This window comes from Veillonella nakazawae (genome assembly GCF_013393365.1).
Classification (GTDB): domain Bacteria; phylum Bacillota; class Negativicutes; order Veillonellales; family Veillonellaceae; genus Veillonella; species Veillonella nakazawae.
On sequence record NZ_AP022321.1, the window covers coordinates 205,992 to 231,595 of the forward strand.

Sequence of the window (25,604 nt, forward strand, 5' to 3'; positions counted from 1 at the left end):
ATGGAAAGGTAAGTTATATGAGTGAACAAAGACATGGTTATTTTGGCTCCTTTGGTGGCCAATTTATGCCAGAAACATTGATGAATGCAGTCATCGAATTGGAAGAGGCGTACAACAAGTACAAAGATGATCCTGATTTCGTGCGCGAACTTGAGGATTTACATAAAAAATATACAGGTCGTCCATCCCTTTTATACTATGCAGATCGCATGACAAAGGACCTTGGAGGCGCCAAAATCTACTTGAAACGTGAAGATTTGAACCATACTGGGTCTCATAAATTGAACAATGTAATCGGTCAAATGTTATTGGCAAAACGGATGGGTAAAACTCGTGTTATTGCTGAAACTGGTGCAGGTCAACATGGTGTGGCAACGGCTACTATCGCTGCGTTGATGGGCATGGAATGTGAAGTATACATGGGTGCGGAAGACTGTGAACGTCAAGCGCTTAACGTGTACCGCATGGAATTGTTGGGCGCTAAGGTACATCCTGTAACAACTGGTACAAGTACATTAAAAGATGCTGTATCTGAAGCGATGCGCGAATGGACAAACCGCATGTCTGATACACACTATGTATTAGGTTCTGTTATGGGGGCGCATCCATTCCCGATGATCGTTCGTGATTTCCAATCTATCATCAGCCGCGAAGCGCGTGAGCAAATCCTTGAAGCAGAAGGCAAATTGCCAACAGCTGTTATGGCTTGCGTAGGCGGTGGCTCCAATGCGATGGGCATGTTCTATCACTTCATTCCTGATGAAGGGGTTCGACTCATCGGTTGTGAAGCAGCTGGTCGTGGTGTTGATACAGAGGAACATGCAGCAACAATCGCAAAAGGCTCTGTGGGTATCTTCCATGGCATGAAATCTTACTTCTGCCAAGACGAAGACGGTCAAATTGCTCCAGTATATTCTATCTCTGCAGGCCTTGATTACCCTGGCATCGGACCTGAACATGCGTACTTGCACGATAGCGGTCGTGCTGAATACGTGCCTGTAACGGATGATGAAGCAGTAGATGCATTCGAATACTTATCTCGTTTAGAAGGTATTATTCCAGCTATTGAAAGTGCTCATGCAGTGGCACATGCTCGTAAAATTGCTCCAACCATGAGCAAGGACGATATCATTATTATTTGTTTATCTGGTCGCGGTGACAAAGACGTAGCGGCTATGGCGAAATATAGAGGGGTGGATCTTCATGAGTAAAATTAAAGACGCTTTCACAAAGGGCAAGGCATTCATCCCATTCATCAGCGCTGGTGATCATGGCATTGAGAATACAGAACGTTATATTCGCGTCATGGTGAAAGCCGGCGCCGACATGGTGGAAATTGGTATTCCATTCTCCGACCCAACAGCGGAAGGCCCAGTTATCCAGGAAGCGAGCACACGCGCATTATCTACAGGCGTAAAAATTCACGATATCTTTGATATGGTGCGTCGTTTGCGCAGTGGTGATGATGCAGTGACAGTACCACTCGTGTTCATGACCTATTTGAACCCAATCTATGTATTCGGTCGTGAAAAATTCTTTACCCTCTGCGAAGAGGTTGGTATTTCTGGTGTTATCGTGCCAGATATGCCGTTTGAAGAAAAAGGGGAACTCGGGAGTGTAGCTAATAAACATGGCGTTGAAGTGGTATCCTTGATCGCTCCCACATCTGAAAACCGCATCGAAATGATCGCAAAAGACGCAGAAGGTTTTGTGTACTGCGTATCTTCCCTCGGTGTTACAGGCATGCGTAGCGAAATCAAAACGGATATTAAATCCATCGTTGAAACCATTCGCAAATATACAGATATTCCTGTAGCCGTTGGTTTCGGTATTTCTAAGCCAGAACAAGCGGAAGCAATGGCGCGCGTATCTGACGGTGCTATCGTAGGCTCTGCCATCGTTAAAATCGTGGCAGAACACGGTGAACATGCAGACCAAGCGTTATTTGACTACGTACAATCTATGAAACAAGCTGTACTAAAAGCTGACGCATAATAACAGCTACCGCATAATAAAATAGATAATACAATACATACTAAAAAGGACGTTATACATGTGTATAGCGTCCTTTTTAGGTTAGTTAGTTTAGTTATGTGTTATATGACTGGATAACCGGTTATGAAAGGGGAATGATTAGCCGTTTGTAGATTCGGAACGTTGATGTTGTTCACTACGTTTAGCAGTGGCATTTTTATCATGTTTTTCACGTTCAGAAATTTTGTGTTTTCTATATTTCTTTTGATCTGCTTTGAACCATGGATGAGCACTGCTGTCTACTGTACCATCATCGTTTTTTTCCATGCGATGGTTCTCACCGATTTTGAAGTGGTAATCTTTAGCTTGTGCCACATTGGCACCAATGCCTACTGTTAAGAATGCTGCCAAGCTGGCCATAGCTACTACTTTAGTCAATTTAGCGTTCATAAGTATTATCTCCTATACAAACTTAATTGCACGAATTTTAGTTGTAAAAAATATATTATTAGTATAGGTAAAATTAATGAAGAAAAAATGAAGTGAGAGCCTTGATGAAGCATAGTATAATAGGATTATCTAAGTTTGTATAATATCTAAATATAGTAGGAGATTTATGAAGCAGAGAGTATATGAAATCCTCTATCGCGAGCTAGTAGAAAACTATGCAAATGGTAAAGGACGAACAACGACAGCCGATTTTTGGCTTACCATAAGTGCTATGACCTTTGTATACGGTCTAGTTACATTCATAACAGGTCTTGCTACCTTCATTCCTTATGGATTTCTATATGCTATATCCTTAGGGGGCGGCGTATTGACTGCATTGACGGTAGTATTAACATTGCCGACTATTATGCTAGTAGCAAGACGGTTGCGTGATTCCAACAATGATCCAACATTGATGATCCTTGTCTTCGTTCCTATTTTAGGATGGTTGGTTTTGCTGTACCTATTATGTAAGCGGTCGGCTCCAACGCAAGAAGTAAACGTAACTAATGAACAAATATCTGCAGAACCAAGTATAAAGGAAAAGAAATCAATTTCGGGTGTCTTCATCGTGGCTATCCTTGTTTTAGGTTGGGTTACTAGCAGTATAGGGACATCTATGATGGGGCATAATTATATGGTAGAAGAAACAGCCTTTGGGAACTTGGGGCAGGGGGCTTTCACCAAAAAAGTAAATCGTTTACTACGTAGTGATTCTGCTACAACAGAAGGTTATCTAGTTGTGAAAGAGTATTACCAAGCACTTGCGAATGGGGATTATCATAGTGCGTATCGAGAATTGAGTAGTCGTGAAATGGAACGATATGGCACCTTTGATCTTTGGCAACAGGCTAAGGCGAAGGAACAACGTTCTGCTGTAGAATCTATACAATTAGACTATGTATCTCAAGATATTGATGATGATGTAATTGTGGATTATATCGGATATAGAGTGGACTTTGTAGATAAAAGACCATCTATGTTAGTACGTTTATATAGTGTGGGTAACGGTTGGAAAATCGTTGGTTTTGAAGAGTTTGAGGAGGACTAGTATGGCATCTGTAAATGTATATGATTTAAACTATACCGATGCCTTCGTGCTAGGCATCAAAAACTACGCCAATTTTAAAGGTCGTGCAAGCCGTAGTGAATACTGGCGATTCATGGCTGGAATGATGATGGTTCAAGGAACACTAGGGGTAGTGGCCATTCTTTGTAAAGGTATTGGTCTTTATAACTTCGAGTCTATTATTGATACGATTAGGTTGTTAGTCACTTTATTTTTCGTGATTCCCAATATCGCCATCACAACGCGACGTATGCATGATATTGGCCGTAGCGGCTGGACTCAACTGATTTCCTTTATTCCCATTATAGGCTTCTTTATATTCTTGAACTATGAATTGAAACGAGGCGATGAAGGCGAGAATGGTTACGGTGAAAGAACTGCCTATATACCTATTACTAGGAATATAAGTGAATCTACAGGGCTTGAAGCAACTCCATCTCGAAAACAAGACTGGGTTATGGGCATTACCATCTTTGTTCTTAAATCCATCGTCTTTGGTGATACTATCGGTGATATATTATGGTATGGCATTAATGCCAATGGCTACATATAGTAATAACCTGTATCAAATAGCATACTTATTATTTTATTTTATAAAAGTTTAACAACTCCTTTATAGACAATATAACACTTTGTAGTAAAATGAAATCAAGATGAATTTAAAAATATAGATATGGTTACGTTACAACATATCTAAGTTACTATATGTGTTAAGAACAACAGGACTTTATGAGCTTCACTGTTTCCTGCTGTGAATGGAAGGAGTTTAGTATGAGACCTTGTCCCTATTGTGGACACGAGGTGTTAAAAAGTGAACGATACTGTCCAAACTGTGGACGTATTCGTAAAGCACCCATTTCGTTAGATAAATATAGTCTAGGCATGATTGAAAACTTTAAACAATGTTTTGTTTATAAATACGCTGACTTTGAAGGGCGTGCCAGTCGTAGTGAATATTGGAATTTCTTTTTGGTGTATCAATTGCTATTTGTAGCTATTTTATTTACTTGTGCATTCTTGAGCTATATCAGTCCGCTCTCTAGTGTGGTTGGCGTTGGTTTCGGGCTAGTCATTCTTGTACTTATGTCCGTCGTTATGGTCATCCCTAGCGTAGCTGTTGCAGTACGACGCTTGCACGATCAAGGCCGTTCTGGCGGACTTGTCTTTGTGGGCCTCGTTCCTGTTATTGGTACAATTATATTGTTAGTGTTAATGGCTCTTCCTGGTGAAAGCCATACAAACCGTTTTGGATTACCAACAGGGCACGTTATCCTTACAAAACAAATGGCTCATGAAATTGGCTTAATAGATGCTACACCTACCACAGGCCTTACAGCAGGATTACTATGTGCAATCTTTGTGCTGTGGTTCCTGGTAGATCGATTACTAACAACAAGTGTGATGTAAAAATGACAACTCTCCTTATAGCTTCACTATAGGGAGAGTTTCTTTTTTAGTTAATTTAGATGTCTATTTATTGTCGCATATTGTTTTGGTGCTACTATTTTAATACAATAGTTTTACTAGAGGTTAAACGTATATAGGAGAGCGTGTATGAATGGTATAAATTGGTGGCGTCGCTTAGGGATAGTCTGCTGCGTGATGGTAACATTAGGTTGTATTAGTGGTTGTCAGTGGAATTTAGATAATCTAAAGCAATATAGTCAAGATTCATCAGCAAGAGACAGTAAAAAGGATGAAACGAAGAGGGTGTTTCGCTTCTATTTGGCTGCTACAAATGAGTTTAACTACAATGAGGTTAAATACGGTAGCCAATATGATCTAATCTGGCAACAGGCAAGTTCAAATGAACCACTAACGGATTTTAAGGTACAGGATTATGAGCGTCTTGAACAGGAACTAGTAGCTGCTAAAGAGGCAGGTCGTTCATACGAGGATCTTGAAAGCACAACAGATGCTCTATTGCCTATCTTGCATGACATCGTAAGCGATGTAAAGGCTTTAGATTCGTATTATAAAGCAAAGCAGTATGAAAAAGATAATTATGCATTTAGTCAAGCTACACTAGCTAAGCTTTCAGCGTTATTAGAAGTATTTGAACCAAAATATGAAGCGTTAAATGAGGCAGTTGCGGCTGCTCATAAAAAAGAACGTAATAAAGATATTGAGTTGATGCGTTCGAATGGTCAAGTGAATGGTGCTCATATGATAGAGATGATGGGGTACTATAGTGATATTGTTAGCCATATAATTGAGCGAGGGCCTAATAGTGATGTGCAATGGGTGAAAGCTCAAAAGGACGCAGCCAATGCAATTGTACCTAAGTTTACGTCTGTGGAGGTACAAAATCGGATTGAACAAGCTAAGAATCTTGATGCGGCTATTGATGCATTTGTAGCAGAACAAAGTGCTGAGACACATCATGAGGTAATTTCACAATATAATGAGCTAGCTCGGACACCGATGAATTTTAAATTACTAGATAAAGTACAAGATGCTTATATACCTGAAGGTATATAGTTTACTTGTTGACAATTTCCCCGTTTGAGTTCTATAATTATCTATTATATGAATATTGCGTTGAAAAAGACGGCACATCTCAGACGGATTTAGTAGAGACCAAACTCATGGGCTGAAAGGTTTGGAAATCTAGAGATTTGCGGATCACTTTGGAGCAAGCAGGGACCCTGCCGGTGAACACCGTTATATGTCTAAGTGGCTTTCACAAAATGAAGCCTAGTTATTTCGTATGCTCGGAATATTCTAGCTTTCACAGAAGGTCAGTAGGGTGGTACCACGGATATTACGTCCGTCCCTTCGGGGGCGGGCGATTTTTTTATGTAAAAGGAGCACATCATGGATTACGGTAAGACGTTACATTTGCCTGAAACAGAATTCCCAATGCGCGGCAATTTGCCTAAGCGCGAACCAGAAATTTTAAAGTTCTGGGAAGACAACAAAATTTATCAAAAACGTTTGGAATTGCGTAAAGACGCAAAACCTTTCATCTTGCATGATGGCCCTCCATACGCAAATGGTAAATTGCACATTGGTCATGCCCTCAACAAAACGTTGAAGGACATCATCATGAAATACAAAACAATGACTGGTCATTATACACGTTATATCCCAGGTTGGGATACGCACGGTTTGCCAATCGAGCATGCGGTTATTAAAAACACTGGTCTTAACCGTCATGAAATGGCGCCTCTTGATTTGCGCAACAAATGTAAGGAATATGCATTAGAATGCGTAGAAAACCAAAAACAAGACTTCATTCGTTTTGGTGTATTAGGCGAATGGGAACGCCCTTATTTGACATTGCGCCCTGAGTTTGAAGTTAAACAACTTGGTATCTTCGGCGAAATGGCAAAACGCGGCCATATCTATAAAGGCCTTAAAACTGTATACTGGTGTACTCACTGCGAAACTGCATTGGCAGAGGCAGAAATCGAATACGCTGAGAAAAAATCTTTCTCCATCTACGTAAAATTCCCTTACGTATCTGAGAAAAAGGTAACATTGCCAGCTGGCGTAGATCTAAAACAAGCATTTGCTGTTATCTGGACAACTACTCCTTGGACAATGCCTGCCAACGTAGCAATCTCCGTTAACCCTGAGCTTGAATATGGCTGGGTAAAAGTAGGCGACGAATACTACTTGATGGCTACTGAACTCGTTGATGCGGCTATGAAAGATATCGGTATCGAAGACTACGAAATCGTAAATCGATTCTCTGGTGCAGATTTAGAATTGGCTGAGTTCAAACATCCATTCGTAGAACGTAATGCTACAGTATTGTGTGGTGACCATGTAACACTCGAAGCAGGTACTGGTTGCGTACATACAGCTCCTGCACACGGTGAAGATGACTTTAATATCGTTATGCGTTATAACAAGGAAGGCAAAACTGAACTTCCTATCGTATCTCTTGTTAATGAAACTGGTAACTACACTAAACAAGTGGACGACAATCGTTATGGCGATACTGAATTCCCATTGGCTGGCGTAGAAATCCACGATGCAGAGGTACCTGTAATCAAAATCTTGGCGCACAACAATGCATTGCTTCATAAATCTAGCTTGCGTCACCAATACGCTCACTGCTGGCGTTGTAAAAACCCTGTTATCTACCGTGCTACAGAACAATGGTTCTCCTCTGTAGATGGGTACCGTCAACAAGCTCTTGATGCAATCGACAATCAAGTACAATGGATTCCTAAATGGGGCCATGATCGTATCTTCAACATGGTTCGCGATCGTGGTGACTGGGTAATTTCCCGTCAACGTATTTGGGGCGTGCCAATTCCTATTTACTATTGTGAAAGCTGCGGTGAGCACATCATCAATGATGATACGATCAAAGCATTGCAAGAAAAAGTAGCCGTAGAAGGCTCTGATGCTTGGTGGGCTCACAGTGCAAAAGAATTGTTACCAGAAGGTTTCAAATGTCCTCATTGCGGTCATGATGAGTTCAAAAAAGAAACAGACATCATGGATGTATGGTTTGACTCTGGTTCCTCTTGGTCTGGCGTACTTGAAGTTAACGGCTTAGATGTACCATGTGCTATGTACCTTGAAGGTTCCGACCAACATCGCGGTTGGTTCAACTCTTCCTTGTTAACTGCAGTAGCAACAACTGGTAAAGCACCATATAATTCTGTATTGACTCATGGCTTCGTTGTGGACGGTGAAGGTCGTAAAATGTCTAAATCTGTAGGTAATACAGTGGCACCTAGCGACATCATCGACGTATACGGTGCTGACGTTATGCGTTTGTGGGTATCCTCTGCGGATTACCAAGCAGACGTACGTTTGTCCAAAGACATCGTAAAACAATTGTCCGAAGTATATCGTAAGATCCGTAACACATTCCGCTTCTTGCTTGGTAATTTGGATGACTTCAATCCAAATACTGATAAAGTGGCTTATGCTGATATGTCCGAATTCGACAAATGGGCATTGTTGCGCTTAGAAGAAGTACGTCAAAAGGTTACTGAAGCGTACGAAAACTATGAATTCCACATGTTGTACCATGCAATTCATAACTTCTGCACAGTAGACTTGAGCTCCATCTACCTTGATGTAATGAAAGATACTATGTATGCTGAAAGCAAAAACAACGTAGCTCGTCGTTCTGCTCAAACAGCAATGTACGAAATCTTGAAAACATTGGTAGCAATGGTATCTCCTGTACTTTCCTTCACCGCAGAAGAAGTTTGGAAATACATGCCTAAAGAAGAAGGCATGCCTGAATCCGTTATGCTTCAAGATTGGCCACAAGGTCATCCTGAACACTTCAATCAAGAATTGGCTGATAAATGGAACCAATTGTTAGACTTGCGTACATCCGTACAAAAAGCATTGGAACTTGCTCGTCAAAACAAAACAATCGGTCACCCATTGGATGCATCCGTTACAGTATACGCTGAAGGCGCTGCATTCGACGCATTGAACGCTCTTGGTGAAGAAGGCTTGGCTAAACTCGTTATCGTATCTGAAGCTCACATCGTCAATGGCGCTGCACCAGCAGAAGCTGTAAAAGACGAAGAAACAGGTGTAGCAACAGTAGTTGCTCCATCTGAACTTGAAAAATGTGAACGTTGCTGGATCCACCGCGATACAGTAGGTCAAGATAGCGAACACCCTACACTTTGCGATCGCTGCGCAGACGTTGTAAAAACTCTATAATTATAGATACAATAGAAAACCCTTCTCTAATAGGCTTAGTTTGTTTTAAACTAATGTGCATTAGAGAAGGGTTTTTCTTTAGAAAATATTAAAAATTTATAGAAATTTATGAAATCATTGTATGCTATCTTTCTCATAAAACTATCTATCATAATTAGTACTTTATTATTTTCCTCATGAAAAATTAATGTGTAAAAATTTACTCATTTCATATTAAACTTAATATCCTAGTTTAAGATGTTTATAGTTAGTTTAGTTATTGTGCTTATATGAGAAGGAGGAAGAGCAATGGTAGCAACTATCGTTAAAGCAATTTTGGCTGCACTTACTGGTTTAGCAAACGCAATCTTGCCTTTATTCAAATAACAATTTCATTCCCCAGAAAAAAGACCACCCAGCTTGCGGGTGGTCTTTTTCTTATGCCTGAAAATAGAAATCAATTTGTAACATAATGATTTAGAGAATCTTTAAGTGTCGTTTAACTATAAGGCGTTATATTGACTATAGAAACAAGCATACCTATAATGAAGATGAATTAACCATGAAATGAACGTGAAGAACGGGCAGTGTTGTGTGGTTTTATTTCTTATGCAAAACGAGGGGAGCGTATAAGTCATGAGAAGAAATGTATTCATTAAGGCTTTGGTTTTAGGGGCTATAGGATGTGCGTTTAGTGCTACAGGTTTTGCAGCAGATGTACAAAATGGACATGGCCAAGGTATTGCAGATTCTACTACAGAAGTAAATGGGGCTAAGCATGAAGCGGTTCGCTCTAGTTGGATGGATCGTACAGATATTATAGTCGGTACCCAATCTAAGGTAGGGGCTCAAGTTTCGGTAGAAACATTACAACCCTTAACCCATTATGATGAAAACTCTAAATCAGTTCTATTCGTACAAGGTGGCATCGGTAAAGGCGGACAAGAGGATCAAGCTAGCTATTTCTCTGGTGGCAATGGGGGATATTGGTATCCATACAATCCAGTTACTAAAAAAGGCGAACAACGGTATAGACCTGAAGAACATCATAATACTAAATCATTGGGAACTGTTGCTAATGTAGGGTTAGGCTATCGGATTCTCAGTAAACATGAACATGCTTATGTAGGTGTTAATACGTTTTATGATCATTCCTTCTCGAAAAAATATAACCGTATTAGCGGTGGCTTGGAATATGTATCTGGCTTTAACGAAGTTCGCGCTAATATCTATAAGGGATTAAATAGTACAAAATCTGAACCTTATAATGTACCTTTATATGAAGGTTATTTTGAATTCTTGTTAGATGGTGGCACTGCAGGTTATACAGTTTACAAGTCTCAAAAAGCATTGTCCGGATATGATGTAAGCTATGCACGCTCCTTTAAGAATGCTCGTTGGGCACGTGCTTATGTAGGAGCTTATCATTGGAATGGCTTAGGCGCCACAACACATGGTGAAGGTCCTGCCTTAACTCTTAATGTTGGTAAAAGCCACGGCTGGCAAGCTGGTACTACATTACAACTTACACCACATATTTCTCTAGACGTAGGGTATACATCAGACAATAACAACTCTAGTGGTGCCTATGGCTTTGTTAAATACACCTTAGGTACATCCAAGTTTGCTTGGCATGGTGGTAAGCATAGTGATGATACTATTACCAATGCACGGGCTAGAATGTTAGATAAAGTAGACCGCAGCCCAATGCGAGTAGGTAATACCTATGAAGAATTCTGGATGGTAGTACCTTATGATCACTTATAAAAGTTAGTGGGGAGACAGTAATATATGAAACGTAAATTAGTATTTAGAGCCATGGTTTTAGGCGCTGTAGCATGTGCATTTAGTGCTACAGGTTTTGCAGCAGATGTACAAAATGGACATGGCCAAGGTATTGCAGACTCTACTACAGAAGTAAATGGGGCTAAGCATGAAGCGGTTCGTTCCAATTGGTTAGATCGAACAGATATTGCCGTAGGTGTTCAAACTGGTGGTACATCTGATTCGCATAAGGGGATGTTCCCTAGTGATTATAATAATAACTTTTACAATACAAAATCAGATTACGGGAATATCACTAAAGCCTATATAGAAACATTGCAGCCTATTACCCATTATGATGAAAATTCTAAGAGCGTTGTGTTCGTACAAGGTCGTATTGGCCGTGGTGGTGAGAAAATCTCCTCTAAAGAGGTAAGAGGTTATTTCACTCCAGACCTTGTAATGTCACCATTTGGGTTTGATGTTTTTACGGAAATCAATACAGATGAAAAAACATCTGAGTCGTTAGGAACGGTTGGTAGCTTAGGTGTTGGTTATCGTATTCTTAGTAAACATGAACATGCTTATGTAGGTGTTAACGCTTTTGTAGATCGTGCTTTCACAGGAAATTACAATCGTATCAGTGGTGGTGTAGAGTATGTGAATGGACTCAACGAAGTATATGCCAATGTGTATAGAGGCCTTGGTGATAAGGAACTCGTAAAAGGCGGTGGCGGTAATCCATATCCTAAACGATTGTATCCTAATGGCTATCCAGATACATTCCCATACAATACCATTCCTAGTGAAAATTATAATACCTATGTAGGTGGTGGCGTGTTAGATGGATATGAAATAGGGATTGTAAGGTCCTTTAAAAATGCACGTTGGGCTCGTGCCTATGTAAATGGGTATCGTTGGAATGGCAATGGATTTAACCACAAACAAGAATATAATTGGGGTCGTCCAGGTCATTGGTCCGTGCCATGGTTTACTGCACGAAATGCTAACCATTATAAAGGCATTAAAATTGGTGCTGAATTACAGTTAACACCACATATATCTTTAGATATTGGGTATAACAATGCCAATAACATGTCGAAAGGGATGTATGGCACTCTTAAATATACATTAGGTACATCTAAATTTGCCTTCTGGGGTGGCAAGCATAGTGATGATACGATTACTACAGCTCGCTCTAAAATGCTAGATAAGGTACGTCGTCAAGACATGATTGTAGAATCCTTTGATGACATTGAATACGATTATTTGGCGCCAATTGATCATCTATAATACCACTGTAGTTTAGATTATAGATATTAAATAAGACATGTAATAATAGGAAAGTAATTTATATGAGCAAGACATTAATGATAAAAGCAATGGTTTTAGGTGCTGTAGCATGTGCATTTAGTGCTACAGGTTTTGCAGCAGATGTACAAAATGGACATGGCCAAGGTATTGCAGATTCTACTACAGAAGTGAATGTGGCTAAGCATGAAGCAGTTCGTTCTAACTGGATGGATCGTACAGATATCGTAGTTGGCGTTGGTATGAAAAATTCTGAAGAGTCGAGTAGCCATCACTTCCATAATTTTACGCCTTGGGAAAATCATCCTATTGTGGGGACTTCTGATAAATCCAAATCTACAGAACTCAACAAGTTATACATTGAGACATTACAACCTATAACCCATTACGATGAAAATGCTAAAAGTGTTGTCTTTGTACAAGGTCGTATTGGACGCAGTGGAGAAAAGATAACCTCTAATAAATTAAATAATTATTGGGTTCCAGCTAGACCTGCAGGGACGTTTACGGTATATAATGGGCAAACAGATAAGGAAGAGTCCTTAGGTGTAAATGCTAATGTTGGTGTAGGGTATCGTCGCCTTAGTAAAGGTGAGCATGCTTACGTTGGTGTTAATGCATTCTATGACCATGCATTTAAAAATGGATATAAACGTGTTAGTGGTGGCTTAGAATATGTGGTAGGGCTTAATGAATTCCATGCCAATATTTATAAAAATTTAGGATCTAATGAAAGAAAATATATAGGCCTTCATGGGCGAACTGATACATGGTATGATCCTACAGGATTGTATCCATATGGAATGGATCCTGATCAAAGTCTTTATGATTATGCTAGGGTTGATTATGAAAATCACTGGGCTCTAAGTGAAAATACTGTAGCTAGAGGTTATGATATTGGCTATGCTCGAACATTTAAAAATGCTAGATGGGCTCGTGTATATGCAGACTATTATAACTGGCGTGGTAGAGAGGCTGTAAAAGTAGGGTATTATAAATTACCAAAACGCGATGCTATTAAAGGCTTTAAAGTGGGGGCAGAATTCCATATTACACCACATCTTACTCTTGATGCGGGTTATAAAACAGCGTCTCATCATTTGAGTGGTCCTTATGCAACTTTGAAATATACAATCGGTACATCCAAGTTTGCTTGGCGTGGTGGTAAACATAGTGAAAGTGCGATTACAACAGCTCGCTCTAAGATGCTTGATAAGGTACGTCGCATTGATATGGTTGTACAAGAAACTGTAGAAGAAACTTATGATCATGGCGTTGTCGATGTAGGCTTATAGGGGCTTTTGCGTACATTATCGTCATAATCATTTATAATAGTTTAGCTTGTTCATAGGTTATAAAAAAGGAGCTAGTACATTATGTACTAGCTCTTTTTATGTTCTTGGTTATTTCTATTGTAATGCCTTAGGTACGCTGAGTTTTTTCCAGTTGTCTAGTTCAGGGATTTCTAAGGTATTAATCGTTTTTTGAATCCAGTAGTTTAATGATACTTCGTTACCTAAATGTTGTTCAAATAAATAGGTATTACCTGGCGTATCTAGAGGTTTTCCATCTTTGTCGATGGAGTGACGCACGGATTCTTTCAAATAGAGTTGCACTCTAAATGGATTTGCGTGATTACCTCTGAAAATGAAATAAGATGGGCCGATAAAGTCATGGGTACGGACATTAATTTGTTCGTACTTTTTATCTTTTAAGCCTTGTAATGCGGTTTGTATCATTGCGTTAGCATCGTCGTACTCCTCAAGTAGGAATGCTTGTTGATCTACATCGAGTACATAATGCCAAGTTGGTTTTTCCTCGTTCGTTTCGATGGACCAGTTATCTCCTAATGCAGGTAATTGGTGCGTATCGTAGAGGTCTTTTAATAGCTGAATGGTATTCTCTTTTTTGAATAGTGCTCGATAGATCATCTCTTGACCTTCTGTAGGGTCATAACCATGTATTCTGACTTGGTACGTATCACGTAGCATACGCTTTACATCTAGCTTAAAAATGTTGCGTAGCTTGTCTGGAACGGATAGGAAATGATTGTAAAAGCTAAGTTTCATTTCGTCTTGTGATGCTAAGGCGTGCTCGATGGTTTGCCAATCATATAAGGTAGTGTCCCATAAGAAGTCATCCATGTTTACAGATAAACGTGCTGCATTTTGAGGCCATTCAGTATGACCAGGACGTACTGTTGTAGTAGACTCTTTAATACCTTCCTTGTAACGCCAATGACCATCGACCTCTTCGAAGGCCGCTAATCGTTCTTCTGCTTCATCATCGATAGGAATACCCTTTAACTCTTCATCTAGATTAGCTTTGTGAGACAGTATGTATTGATGGGATTCTTCGTAATAGGCTACAGCAGTATCCAAATCAGGTTTGCCTGAAACATAGCCTTTTTCATAGGCATACCCTAAGGCAACGCGCGTTAAAGCTCGTGTAATATCGTAGAAGAGAACGCGGTCTTCCTCTTCTAAGGCGCGTTTTTCTTCATCCAGTACACGTGTTAAGGACTGTACACCAAAGCGTATATTTTTCGTTACACCGAAGCCGTGGATGCGCATATAACCAATGTATGGCAAGGAGAACATAAAGCGCTCTTTTGTGGCTGCCATGTGGGTTAAGTCGGCAATGAGGCCCCAGTCTAGCGGTAGGTGACCAATGTGGAAGATATAGCCAAAGGCGGCTTGTAATGCAGCATAGCCGGCATCACTAAAATACTTAGTAGCTGCACGGCGGTAGAGTCCAATTGCTTTTACAGGATCATAAGGAATGACTCTGCGTAGCTCTTTAGTATCATAGAAATGATAGTAGTAATCTGCTAATTCAGCGGTACTTTCAGCTTGACCTAAGGCGGCACCTTTCGTAAACCATGTGAAAGCATCCTCGAATTTTCCATGTTCGTGACAGTCTAGACCGGTGTAGAGCATCATGGTAGGGTTACCAAGCTCAGCAGCGGTTAAAGCTACGCGGCGCGCATTATTAAAGTCGCCTTCGTCGATATAAATGTTGCGTAGATTGCCTTGGAACATGGCGAGCCCGTTATCGAGCGCTTTGTTAAACCATTCCTTGGCGAGTTTAGTGGCATTTTCCTGTAATGTTTCGTTGGAAATAGTACCTTGTAAGGCTATAAGGCGTTCCTGTATAGAACCTTTTTGGAAGCTCTGTTGGATGCGTTTTGCCAAACTTAGGCGAGGTGGTGTAATCATATCCCTCGCAAGGCTAATACGATCGTCATCACGCCAGAAAAAGACATTGCCTATAATGTATTGGCAGAAAGCATCACCTTGCTCCGCGTAGTCGTAAACGATACGAAAGGCGTCATCAAAGGAGATTAACATATCCTTTTCAACAGTAGGTGTAATCGTTCCATTGATACGCAATGCTTGTAAGGTACCAATAGGACTACAGCGACGAATACTATCGTGCAAGCATTGATAAGTGCGCATATTATTTTCGGGGAAGTTTGACTCCTCCCATGTAAAGCGTGGTCCTGCGTAGATACGAGCCAACAAAGCATACGCATCTGCTATCTCGCGAGCCTCTGGATCATTAGCTATTTTTAATGCGTCCTCTTTAGTGTCGATTTCGTTTTCCAGAGAGGTAGTCATGTCGTTTCTCAACGCCCGATGATTCGGCTGCTCAGGACTATGCTGATTATTTACAATTAGTTCTAATTGGCGCCAACCTTCTTGGGCCATTTCTTGATTGTAGGATTTAAAAATCATGTGGAAGACCTTTTGTAGGCGTTCCGTAAAGTACTGTGCCATAAGGCCTCCTTTAATTAGTTACATTTACTATAGAATACGTATTTATTATATAACGAACGCGAGGGACCGTAAAAGAGGGATTAGAATAAAAAAATCCCCTCTGAAAAAACTTTGAAATCACAATACTGTGTGTCCTGTAGTCTTTCAGAGGGGTTATATTTATCCTAGTTTATAGAGATAGATATTATTTTTTGTTGTAATCGCCGAACCATTTGTCGTAGATTTTTTGGTAAGTGCCGTCTTCTTTAAGTTCTTTAAGAGCTTTGTTAACAGCTTCTTGTAAAGCTTTGTTGCCTTTTTTCATGCCAAGAACTGTACCTTCAGCTTTAGTAGGTTCGCCTACGAGTTTAAGGTCTTTGTCAGCACCTTGTTTAAGGTAGTACATAGCCACTGCGTTATCGATGATAGCACCGTCGATTGTACCAGCTTTCAATTCCATGAAGATATTAGCATTGGAATCAATTTGTTTTACTGTTGTATTAGGGATTTTTTGAGCCATTTCAACAGGGATAGTACCGATTTGAGCACCTACAGTATGACCTGCTAATTCATCCATGTTATGGATTGTTGTGTTGTCTTTACGAACAACTGTGATGAAACCACCTTGGTCGAAGTATACATCGGAGAAGTCCAATGCTTTTTCACGTTCAGGTGTAGCATTGATACCTGCTGCGATCATATCGATGTCGCCAGATTGAACTGCTGGAATTAAAGCATCGAAGCCCATGGATTTGAATTCCATTTTTAAACCAAGTTTTTTAGCAATTGCTTCGGACAAATCAACGTCGAAACCAACGTATTTATCGCCTTCAGTGAATTCGAATGGTGGGAATGTAGTTTCAGAACCTACACGCAATACACCTTCTTGTTGTGTCATTTTTGGTTTGTCATTACCACAACCAGCCAATAAACCCATTGCTGCTACCGCTACGAGGGCGATGGCTGTCAATTTTTTGAACTTAAACATAGAAACCTCCTCAAACATCCATATACATAGTTTATCAAATTCTGTTTATATTGTACGGAATTTTACAATAATAGGCAATAACATTGTATAATTAAGAGTAAATGAGTTTTCTATTCTTTATTGTAGAGTACTAAAATTCTTTACAATAATTTGGATATATACATGGAGGTAATATGTCCCTTACGAATACCTTTTCAGATCTTTGTAAAAGCTTTGCACCTGATGCGTTTGCTATTAACTATACATTAGCTAAGAACCCAGAGCTTTCTAGTCATGAATTTGAGACCGTAAAAACGATTGGTGCTGTTCTTGAAAAATATGGTATGGATGTAACTTATGAATTTTGTAATCTACCAACAGCATTTAAGGCATCTCCTGTAAAAGTAGATAACCCTAAAGGCCGTTTGGCTATCCTCTGTGAATATGATGCGTTGCCTGAAGTAGGGCATGCATGCGGTCACTGTGCGAGCGGCTCCCTGAGTGTACTCGCAGCATTAACGCTACGCAAAATGCAACAAGACGGCGTTGCTTTCAATATGGACATTGATATTATCGGTACACCAGATGAAGAAGCCACAGGTTGCAAGGTGGATATGTGTAATGCAGGCGTGTTTAAAGACTATGATTTAGCTATCATGGTTCACCTCGATGGTGAAGAAACACGACCTAATTCACAATTCTTGGCACTAGACTGTTTCCGTGCACGCTATCATGGTAAACCAGCCCATGCAGCAGGTGAGCCTTGGAACGGCATTAATGCGGTAAACGGCGTACAACTTGCTATTCACGCGATGGATATGATGCGCCAACAAGTGCGACCTGAAACGCGCATCGGCACATGGATCATTGCCGGTGGGACTGCATCTAATGTTATCCCTGAGTTTGGCGAGTTAGAAGTAACCGTACGTCATACAGAACGGGACTATTTGAATGGCTTATCTGAACAGATTAAGAAAATCTTTGAAGGGGCTGCCCTTTGTACTGGAACAACAGTGGATATAGAATTTTACGGCAATCCCTATGATGATATGAACCAAAACCACCGTGGTACTGCTCTTATTGAAGCGGTCATGGCAGATATGGGCCTAGACTTTGAACCGGGACCAGCAGCCCTCGGCGGTAGCTCCGACATCGGTAATGTGAGCTATCAATGTGCGGCGTTCCACCCTAAATTACGACTTGCTGGGGACGATAAAGTATGCCACTCTAAAGAATTCGCAGCCGCTATGCTAGAACCAACCATTGAACAAACAATCCTTGATGGAGCCAATATTATTGGTCGTACATTATTAAGTTTGGTAGAAAACCCAGCAGTATTAGAAGAGATTGTGGCTGAATTTAATGCATCTAAGTAGTTGAATTTAATGCATCTAAATAATTTTATTTGTATGCAATCTCACCAACTAGCATTTAGATAAGGGATTAATGCTAATACAGTGCTTTCTATATCGATGGGGCGAGCTGTAATATCTTAGATAAAATTCATTGCCTCCTTCAGAATTACTGATAATAGACGATAATGGGATGTTGCCATTGATAAAACTTTGAATCTTGGTGAAATAGGCACCTAACTCACGGTCGTGATAATAGAGCGTCCAGACCACGTTATTTCCCGCGATGACCGGAATGTACTTAAGCTCAAGAAATTCGAATAAACCGGCTATGGATATATCATCTGGTACGATAAATTCTTCGCGATGCCAACTAGCATCATCGGCTGCACAAACTGCATCTCGATCAATTATGATACGCATATAGTTTCACTTCCTATCTATGCCTTATATACTATCTATGTCTTACATACTATCTGTGTATTCTTTTAACAGATATATTTGTAACTATTACTGTACTACTGATTGAAAATAATATCTATCCATTTATATACCGTATTAAAGGAGGCTTTATGTCCTCAACTGAAACATTACAAATTAAAAATTATATAGGTCTCACCGGTGATAAACCCATCCGATTCATTGCATCCGACGTAGATGGAACCTTGGTTAATGATGCGAAAGCAATTCCTAATGAGGCTATCGAGGCGATTCGTGCTGCTCGTGAAAGCGGCATTCGTGTAGCCATCGCTTCTGGTCGCGCTTGGAATGAGATGAATGATGTTATCGAGAAACTACCATGTTTACGCTATTTCATGTGTACCAATGGGGCCTATGTAATGGATAAAGATGAAAAACGCACTTTATTCCATGTAACCTTTGATAAAGAACAGGCCTTATATTTATTGCGTAAACTCTTAACCTATGGCGTTTATGTAGAGGCCTATGTGAAAGATAAAATCTTTGGCATGTATCCGCCGTCTCGTTGTATTACACCTGAACGCTTATGTGCCTGTGTAGATGAACGTAATGAGGGCGATGACAGTAATACAAAGAGTTCTTATAGCGTAATGAATAATCATATATCTGCTGATACAGAAGGACATCTACCTGGTGAAACCCATGATCACTATGCCTTGGCCGAAGGTGATGCAGCAGCGCATACAAAGATGTCTGAGTGTGAAGTAGAACAGTCTAATTTCTTCTTTAGACCTAATATCCGCCCATTTATCTTGGCAACACGAACTATGGTGCCTGATTTACTAGCTCATATGGAAGCCTTAGATGAAGGTCCTGAGAAGATGCAAATCTTTTACGGCGATGAGCCTATGCGCCAAAGAATCTTACAAGATTTGCGTGATGAATATCAAGGTATGTCTCATGATGGTACAGGTCGTGAACGCTTTTATGATGTACTGCTCTCTAGTGAAGGTAATCTTGAATTCGTACTACCACATACCACAAAGGGAACCGCTGTAGAAGCACTGGCAAATCACTGGAAATTTAGTCCCGATGAAGTCATGACCTTAGGGGATAGTGAAAACGACCTATCCATGCTGCGTTTTGCAGGTGCTAGCGTAGCTATGGGTAATGGGAAGCCAAATATTAAAGAAGCAGCACGTTATGTGACGACCGATAATAACCATCATGGCGTGGCCAAAGCAATCTATTCCGCCATTGCGTATAACAATGAATTACTAAAAAAACAGTAATCATACCTCAAATTAGAAATACTACCAGTTAAAAGTAAATCTTTCTAATTTGGATTGTGTTCGATATGTGTAAATCTGAGATACTACCAGTTAAAAGCAAATCTTTCTAATCTGGATTGTGCTCGATATGTGCAAATCTGAGATACTACCAGTTAAAAATAAATACTTTTAACTGGTAGTATCTGAAAAAACTATATATATTTGTTTGTCGGTTTGTATTCCAGTCCGTTTTATAGTGAGGCATTGCTCGAAAGTGTATTATAGGTAATACATTGCTTTAGCTGATGTTAGAGCGAATGCTAAGTTAGTTTTATTAAACCCATAGGAGGTGATGTAGAATGGGAAATCTAAAGTTTAATATAGATGATACTTGTGTTAAGTGCGGTGCGTGTGCGGTAGATTGTCCTGTTCAATGCATTACCCAAGGGGAGACTCGGTTTAATATAGGTAAAGGTTGTATTGGATGTGGCGATTGTTACTCCATCTGTCCTGTAGGAGCTGTAAAGATGTCTAAACGTGAGACTGATAAAGAATAGTCTCTTGAAAGGGTAGATCCTCTTATAGGTCATCTCATTGTATTGAGTTTTGTATAGAGTAAAACCAAAACCCGAACATTAGAATATTAATCATAAATTTCATACGGAATATATGGAGTCCATATACTTCGTATGGTATAATGAAATGTAATGAAATTTAGCGTTTTGCTCGAGAAAACGCACCGCCAGTACAGAAATGTAAGGGTATTAAAAAATCGTGAATATACTTTCACAAATAGATGCATATGGAGGAAGGCATGGAAAACAAGGAATTTGTTATTGTTGTTGACTTTGGTGGTCAATATAATCAATTGATCGCGCGCCGTGTTCGTGAAAATCACGTATACTGCGAAGTATATCCATACAACAAAGCGCTGGACAAAATTAAAGAATTAAAACCGCAAGGTATCATCTTCACAGGTGGCCCTAACAGCGTGTATGAAGAAAACTCTCCAAAAATCGAAAAAGAGATTTTTGAACTTGGTATTCCAGTTCTTGGCATGTGCTATGGTATGCAATTTATGGCGCATACATTGGGTGGCGAAGTTAAATCTGCTGACAACCGTGAGTTTGGTAAAACACCTACTAAAGTGGACACTACATCTCCATTGTTCAAAGGCTTGGACGAAGACCAAGTTGTGTGGATGTCCCACGTTGACTATGTAGCAAAAGTTCCTGAAGGGTTCGAAATTATTGCGCATACAAAAGACTGCCCTGTTGCATCTATGCAAAATAAAGAACGCAAATTATACGCTATGCAATATCATGCAGAAGTATTGCATACTGAACATGGTAAAGAAATGCTTCACAACTTCTTATATGAAGTATGCGGCTTCACAGGCACATGGACAATGGCAAACTATGCAAAAACTGCTATTGAAGAAATTCGTAACACTGTAGGCGATGGCAAAGTATTGTTAGCATTGTCTGGCGGTGTAGATAGCTCCGTTGCAGCAGCTCTTATTTCTAAAGCTGTTGGCGACCAATTGACTTGTATTTTTGTTGACCATGGTTTGATGCGTAAAAACGAAGGCGACGAAGTTGAAGCAGCTTTCAAAGATTCCGGCATGCATTTCATCCGTGTCGATGCAGAAAAACGTTTCTTAGATAAATTGGCTGGTCTTGAAGATCCAGAAGCGAAACGTAAAGCTATCGGCGAAGAATTCATCCGCGTATTCGAAGATGAAGGCCGTAAAATTGGCTCCGTTGACTTCTTGGCGCAAGGTACAATCTACCCTGACGTTATTGAGTCCGGTACTGGCGAAGCAGAAGTTATCAAATCTCACCACAACGTAGGCGGCTTGCCTGCAGTTGTAGACTTTAAAGGCCTTATCGAACCATTGCGCAACCTCTTCAAAGACGAAGTACGTGAACTTGGTTCTGAATTAGGCTTGGCTGACTACCTCGTATGGCGTCAACCATTCCCAGGTCCTGGTCTTGCAATTCGCGTAATGGGCGAAATCACTAAAGAAAAACTCGACATCTTGCGTGATGCGGACTACATCTTCCGTGACGAAATTGCAAAAGCGGGTCTTGATCGCGACATTAACCAATACTTTGCAGTATTAACATCTACACGTACTGTAGGCGTTATGGGTGACTTCCGTACATACGATTACACATTGGCATTGCGTGGCGTAACAACAACAGACTTCATGACTGCTGACTGGGCGCGCATCCCTTACGACGTATTGGACACAATCTCCCGTCGTATCGTAAACGAAGTACAACACATCAACCGTATCGTGTACGATATTACATCTAAACCACCTGCTACAATTGAGTGGGAATAAGACTGTTTGCTTAATATAGCTAACATATAAAAATACATAATATAATTTAGTCATCCAAAGAGTCTGTCTTTGGATGACTTTTTTAGCTTGTAATAAAAATATTAGGGTGTATCATCAGATGATAAAGTCTGTATTAAGTCATAAAACTTATTGATCATAGGCGGTTTATGACGTTGTGGATTAGGCGCTCCATTTTCATAATGAGATTTTATGGTGTTTCGATCATAGCCTAATTCACGACCTAGTAAACTATAATTAGGTTTCAAATTGTAAGCCTCCAGAATGTGTCTTGATATTGGTAAGTCTAATAATGATGTTATAGTAAATGAACTGTTAATACCGTATACGTATTGTATGTTGTTATCACCTCAATAATAGTATCGGTGATACAATCAAAATTGTACATTCTTAGAATATCATTTACACTATGATAAAATATATTAAATGAAACTTCATAAACACGAATTAGAGAGTATAGAAATATGAAGGTTAACTGCAATGGGTTTTGGAAAATACTAATTAATAAGAATATAAATAAGCAAGATTTGGCAGAAAAAGTATCATTAGTGCCAGCTACTATAGCAAAAATGAGTAAAGATGAATTTGTCAGTATGGAGATTTTATACAGAATATTTATTTCTTTAGGAACTGATTTTGGTGAAATAATTTTGATTGTGGAGGAAAAGAAATGAACAATATTGTCGATAAAAAAGAATTGATTGAAATTATTGAACAGGCATTATATAGTGATGAATTAGCAGTTTTTGCTGGTGCAGGACTCTCTATAGATGCTGGATACTATAACTGGCAAAAGTTATTAGAAAAACCTGCAGAGAAGTTGAAATTAGATATATTCAAAGAAAAGCATGATTTGATTTCATTGGCTCAGTTTTATTGTAATAAAAATAAAAGAAGTGCTATTAATGAACTTTTATCAGATTCCTTTCCATCCAATAAAAAACCAACGGAAAACCATAAGATATTATCACAGCTTCCAATTTCTACATATTGGACAACAAATTTTGATACATTAATTGAAGATGCGTTGAAAGAAAATAATAAAAATGTTTCAGTCAGAAAGGCTGATAAGGATTTACAGCTTTCGTATAAAAATTATGATGCAGTTGTATATAAAATGCATGGAGATATTCAAAGTCCATCTGAGGCAGTAATAACTAGAGATGATTACGAAGAATATGGAATTAATAGTAGAAAATTATTCAGAGATGTTTTAGAGGGAACATTGCTGACAAAGACTTTTTTATTTTTAGGATTCAGTTTTAGTGATCCTAATTTTAATTTTGTACTCAGCAAAATGAGAGTTTTATTGGGGGATGATAATAGACCGCATTATTATATATTAAAAAAAATTGCTAAACCTAATAGAGACAATTTTGAAGACGAAGAATACAAAAAAGCACTAGAAGAATACAAATATGATTTAATTAAACAAGAACTGCAGATTGCAGATTTAGACAGATATGGAATAAAAATATGCTTGATTGATAGCTATGAAGAAATCACGGAGATATTAGAAATTATATTAAATAGATATAAAAGAAAAACTGTGTTCCTTTCAGGAAGTGCAGAAACTTATGCTCCGTTAGATATACAAGTAGCTAAGGATTTTATCAGGAAGCTATCTTTTGAACTTGTTAAGAACGGATATAAAGTTGTTAATGGATATGGATTAGGTGTAGGCACTTATGTAATAAATGGAATCACTGAATATTGCTATGACCACAGCAATATTAAAATTGAAGATAGTTTAAAACTAATGCCATTCCCATTAAGTGCAATAAATAGTGAGCAACTTCGGACAACTTGGGAAAAATATAGAGAAGAAATGATTTCCCAATGTGGTATAGCAATATATATGTTTGGTAATAAACAAAAGGCTGGAGAAATTATTAAAGCTGATGGCGTAAAAAAAGAATTTAATATTGCTAAATCATATCAATTAGTGAATATACCATTAGCATTTACTGGGTCTATGGCTCAGGAATTATATTCTGAAAATGGTGATATGGTTGAAAATGTTTTAAATAATGATGAAATTAAGTATATTGCTAATTTTTATGATATAGACACTAATGTTGATAAAATAATTAAAATGATAAATAGACTTAACAATAAGGAGGAATGTTAATATGGCAAGAAAAGTATTTTTTAGCTTTCATTATGATGAGGATATTAATAGATCAATGACAGTGAGAAATAGTTGGGTTACTCAAGGCAAAGAAGCTGCAGGTTTTATTGATAAGGCGGAATTTGAGAAGGTTAAAAGGAATGGTGAAAATGCTGTTTGCAAATGGATAGATAAGCAACTAGAAGGAACTTCAGTTACTGTAGTCCTAATTGGCAAAGAAACATTAAAACGTCCATTTGTCCAATATGAAATACGAAAAAGCATTGAAAGAGGAAATGCAATAATTGGGGTTTATATACATAACATTAGAGATATGAGAACTCAAAGAACATCAGTAAAGGGCAATTCACATACTGTTATTGGATACTATAATGATGATACACCTGCGTATTTTGACTCTATTTGTGATGGTTTGTATGACTATTCGCAAGACAATGGATATTATAATTTGGGAAGCTGGATCGAAAAAGCAGCACAAAAAAAAGGAAAATAACTGTAGTAAGTTGATAAAAATAGCAAGATGATGGGTTATGAAAGAGATTTTTGAGCAAGGAGAATTTAGTGAATATAGGATTAATAACTTACAAAAATCTAGGGGGGTTATTAACGAGTCTTTTGCTTTTTTTGAGGAAAAAGTTCCTGTCTTTATATCACATAAACATGATGATTTAGATGACGTAAAGGGTATTATAGAATTTCTTGAAAAAAATTTTAATGTTATTGCATATATTGATAGTAGAGATTTATCTATGCCTAAAATAACATCTGGAGAGATTGCTGAAAAAATTAAAGATAGAATAAAAAATGCAAAAGGTTTATTTTATTAGCCACTGATGGAGCAGTCGAATCAAAATGGTGTGATTGGGAGTTGGGATTTGCTGATGCGATTAAAGGAAAAAAAGCTGTACTTTTTCCTATGAAAGAGAAGGGGAGTAACTATAAAGGAAAAGAGTATATGGAAATATATTCATATATAACATATTGTGATGGGCGAGAGGCATATGATTCAGGGAAAAAAGTGAAGGCAGGATATTATGTTATGACAAAATCTAAAGATAAAAAATCTATAATTCCACTTTCAAGTTGGCTAAAAGAGTAA

The 25,604-nt window shown here is 38.9% G+C and carries 24 protein-coding genes; 19 read left to right on the forward strand and 5 right to left on the reverse strand.

Annotated features, from left to right (window positions below):
- Positions 1 to 17 precede the first annotated feature (17 nt).
- The gene (trpB, locus tag VEIT17_RS00790; protein WP_105089617.1) at positions 18 to 1,211 is read left to right on the forward strand and encodes a tryptophan synthase subunit beta; all 1,194 of its coding nucleotides are present in this window, start codon (positions 18 to 20) and stop codon (positions 1,209 to 1,211) included.
- Positions 1,204 to 1,995 (forward strand): tryptophan synthase subunit alpha, encoded by a 792-nt coding sequence (trpA, locus tag VEIT17_RS00795; RefSeq protein ID WP_156719401.1) that lies wholly within the window; start codon positions 1,204 to 1,206, stop codon positions 1,993 to 1,995. Before trpB ends, trpA begins: the two co-directional genes overlap by 8 nt.
- A gap of 138 nt (positions 1,996 to 2,133) precedes the next feature.
- On the opposite strand, the gene VEIT17_RS00800 is transcribed toward trpA, so the two are convergent.
- Positions 2,134 to 2,424, reverse strand: coding sequence for a hypothetical protein (locus tag VEIT17_RS00800; protein WP_129823558.1), 291 nt, complete (start codon positions 2,422 to 2,424; stop codon positions 2,134 to 2,136).
- 166 nt (positions 2,425 to 2,590) lie between these two features.
- Here VEIT17_RS00800 and VEIT17_RS00805 point away from each other — a divergent pair, with 166 nt between their 5' ends.
- The 8 genes from VEIT17_RS00805 to VEIT17_RS00840 all read left to right on the forward strand — a co-directional run bounded on the left by VEIT17_RS00805 (position 2,591) and on the right by VEIT17_RS00840 (position 13,533).
- A complete protein-coding gene (locus VEIT17_RS00805; RefSeq protein WP_178884249.1) occupies positions 2,591 to 3,514 on the forward strand; it encodes a DUF805 domain-containing protein in 924 nt (307 codons plus the stop codon).
- Position 3,515: 1 nt separating this feature from the next.
- Positions 3,516 to 4,085, forward strand: a complete 570-nt coding sequence (locus VEIT17_RS00810; RefSeq protein ID WP_178884251.1) for a DUF805 domain-containing protein — start codon at positions 3,516 to 3,518, stop codon at positions 4,083 to 4,085.
- Positions 4,086 to 4,303: 218 nt separating this feature from the next.
- Positions 4,304 to 4,939, forward strand: coding sequence for a DUF805 domain-containing protein (locus tag VEIT17_RS00815; RefSeq protein WP_024066823.1), 636 nt, complete (start codon positions 4,304 to 4,306; stop codon positions 4,937 to 4,939).
- A 147-nt stretch (positions 4,940 to 5,086) separates the two neighbouring features.
- The gene (locus VEIT17_RS00820; RefSeq protein WP_178884253.1) at positions 5,087 to 6,013 is read left to right on the forward strand and encodes a putative RqcH family protein; all 927 of its coding nucleotides are present in this window, start codon (positions 5,087 to 5,089) and stop codon (positions 6,011 to 6,013) included.
- 336 nt (positions 6,014 to 6,349) lie between these two features.
- Positions 6,350 to 9,184, forward strand: coding sequence for an isoleucine--tRNA ligase (gene ileS / locus VEIT17_RS00825; RefSeq protein ID WP_155086870.1), 2,835 nt, complete (start codon positions 6,350 to 6,352; stop codon positions 9,182 to 9,184).
- 615 nt (positions 9,185 to 9,799) lie between these two features.
- On the forward strand, positions 9,800 to 10,930 hold the full coding sequence (locus tag VEIT17_RS00830; RefSeq protein WP_178884255.1) for an inverse autotransporter beta domain-containing protein: 1,131 nt from the start codon (positions 9,800 to 9,802) through the stop codon (positions 10,928 to 10,930).
- A gap of 24 nt (positions 10,931 to 10,954) precedes the next feature.
- A complete protein-coding gene (locus VEIT17_RS00835; RefSeq protein ID WP_178884257.1) occupies positions 10,955 to 12,220 on the forward strand; it encodes an inverse autotransporter beta domain-containing protein in 1,266 nt (421 codons plus the stop codon).
- Between the two features lie 62 nt (positions 12,221 to 12,282).
- On the forward strand, positions 12,283 to 13,533 hold the full coding sequence (locus VEIT17_RS00840; RefSeq protein ID WP_178884259.1) for an inverse autotransporter beta domain-containing protein: 1,251 nt from the start codon (positions 12,283 to 12,285) through the stop codon (positions 13,531 to 13,533).
- 114 nt (positions 13,534 to 13,647) lie between these two features.
- Here the strand turns inward: VEIT17_RS00840 and VEIT17_RS00845 are convergent, their stop codons facing one another.
- Together VEIT17_RS00845 and VEIT17_RS00850 are read right to left on the reverse strand one after the other, a co-directional pair.
- Entirely contained in the window at positions 13,648 to 16,017 is a 2,370-nt protein-coding gene (locus VEIT17_RS00845; RefSeq protein WP_178884261.1) for a tetratricopeptide repeat protein, read from the reverse strand.
- Positions 16,018 to 16,201: 184 nt separating this feature from the next.
- The gene (locus VEIT17_RS00850; protein WP_105094582.1) at positions 16,202 to 16,984 is read right to left on the reverse strand and encodes a basic amino acid ABC transporter substrate-binding protein; all 783 of its coding nucleotides are present in this window, start codon (positions 16,982 to 16,984) and stop codon (positions 16,202 to 16,204) included.
- A 173-nt stretch (positions 16,985 to 17,157) separates the two neighbouring features.
- Here VEIT17_RS00850 and VEIT17_RS00855 point away from each other — a divergent pair, with 173 nt between their 5' ends.
- Positions 17,158 to 18,339 (forward strand): amidohydrolase, encoded by a 1,182-nt coding sequence (locus VEIT17_RS00855; RefSeq protein WP_178884263.1) that lies wholly within the window; start codon positions 17,158 to 17,160, stop codon positions 18,337 to 18,339.
- A 48-nt stretch (positions 18,340 to 18,387) separates the two neighbouring features.
- Here VEIT17_RS00855 and VEIT17_RS00860 read toward each other — a convergent pair whose 3' ends face one another.
- Positions 18,388 to 18,738 carry a hypothetical protein gene (locus VEIT17_RS00860; RefSeq protein ID WP_178884265.1) on the reverse strand — a complete coding sequence of 117 codons (351 nt, stop codon included), beginning with the start codon at positions 18,736 to 18,738 and terminating at the stop codon, positions 18,388 to 18,390.
- Between the two features lie 149 nt (positions 18,739 to 18,887).
- Here VEIT17_RS00860 and VEIT17_RS00865 point away from each other — a divergent pair, with 149 nt between their 5' ends.
- The 3 genes from VEIT17_RS00865 (at position 18,888) to guaA (ending at position 22,356) form a co-directional block, all read left to right on the forward strand.
- Entirely contained in the window at positions 18,888 to 20,027 is a 1,140-nt protein-coding gene (locus VEIT17_RS00865; protein WP_178884267.1) for an HAD family hydrolase, read from the forward strand.
- A gap of 338 nt (positions 20,028 to 20,365) precedes the next feature.
- Positions 20,366 to 20,563, forward strand: coding sequence for a DUF362 domain-containing protein (locus tag VEIT17_RS00870; RefSeq protein ID WP_178884269.1), 198 nt, complete (start codon positions 20,366 to 20,368; stop codon positions 20,561 to 20,563).
- Positions 20,564 to 20,820: 257 nt separating this feature from the next.
- Positions 20,821 to 22,356, forward strand: a complete 1,536-nt coding sequence (gene guaA, locus VEIT17_RS00875; protein ID WP_178884271.1) for a glutamine-hydrolyzing GMP synthase — start codon at positions 20,821 to 20,823, stop codon at positions 22,354 to 22,356.
- 101 nt (positions 22,357 to 22,457) lie between these two features.
- Here the strand turns inward: guaA and VEIT17_RS09790 are convergent, their stop codons facing one another.
- Positions 22,458 to 22,622: a hypothetical protein gene (locus VEIT17_RS09790; protein ID WP_242013271.1), complete on the reverse strand. Its 165-nt coding sequence runs from the start codon at positions 22,620 to 22,622 to the stop codon at positions 22,458 to 22,460.
- Positions 22,623 to 22,838: 216 nt separating this feature from the next.
- Between VEIT17_RS09790 and VEIT17_RS00885 the strand changes: the two genes are divergently transcribed.
- The 5 genes from VEIT17_RS00885 to VEIT17_RS00905 are packed head-to-tail and all read left to right on the forward strand — an operon-like array spanning position 22,839 to position 25,604.
- A complete protein-coding gene (locus VEIT17_RS00885) occupies positions 22,839 to 23,048 on the forward strand; it encodes a helix-turn-helix domain-containing protein (protein WP_178884273.1) in 210 nt (69 codons plus the stop codon).
- A complete protein-coding gene (locus VEIT17_RS00890) occupies positions 23,045 to 24,505 on the forward strand; it encodes an SIR2 family protein (RefSeq protein ID WP_178884275.1) in 1,461 nt (486 codons plus the stop codon). The genes VEIT17_RS00885 and VEIT17_RS00890 overlap by 4 nt, the downstream gene beginning before the upstream one ends.
- A gap of 1 nt (position 24,506) precedes the next feature.
- Positions 24,507 to 24,998, forward strand: coding sequence for a TIR domain-containing protein (locus tag VEIT17_RS00895; protein ID WP_178884277.1), 492 nt, complete (start codon positions 24,507 to 24,509; stop codon positions 24,996 to 24,998).
- 37 nt (positions 24,999 to 25,035) lie between these two features.
- A complete protein-coding gene (locus VEIT17_RS00900; protein WP_197923042.1) occupies positions 25,036 to 25,332 on the forward strand; it encodes a toll/interleukin-1 receptor domain-containing protein in 297 nt (98 codons plus the stop codon).
- 41 nt (positions 25,333 to 25,373) lie between these two features.
- Entirely contained in the window at positions 25,374 to 25,604 is a 231-nt protein-coding gene (locus VEIT17_RS00905; RefSeq protein WP_197923043.1) for a hypothetical protein, read from the forward strand.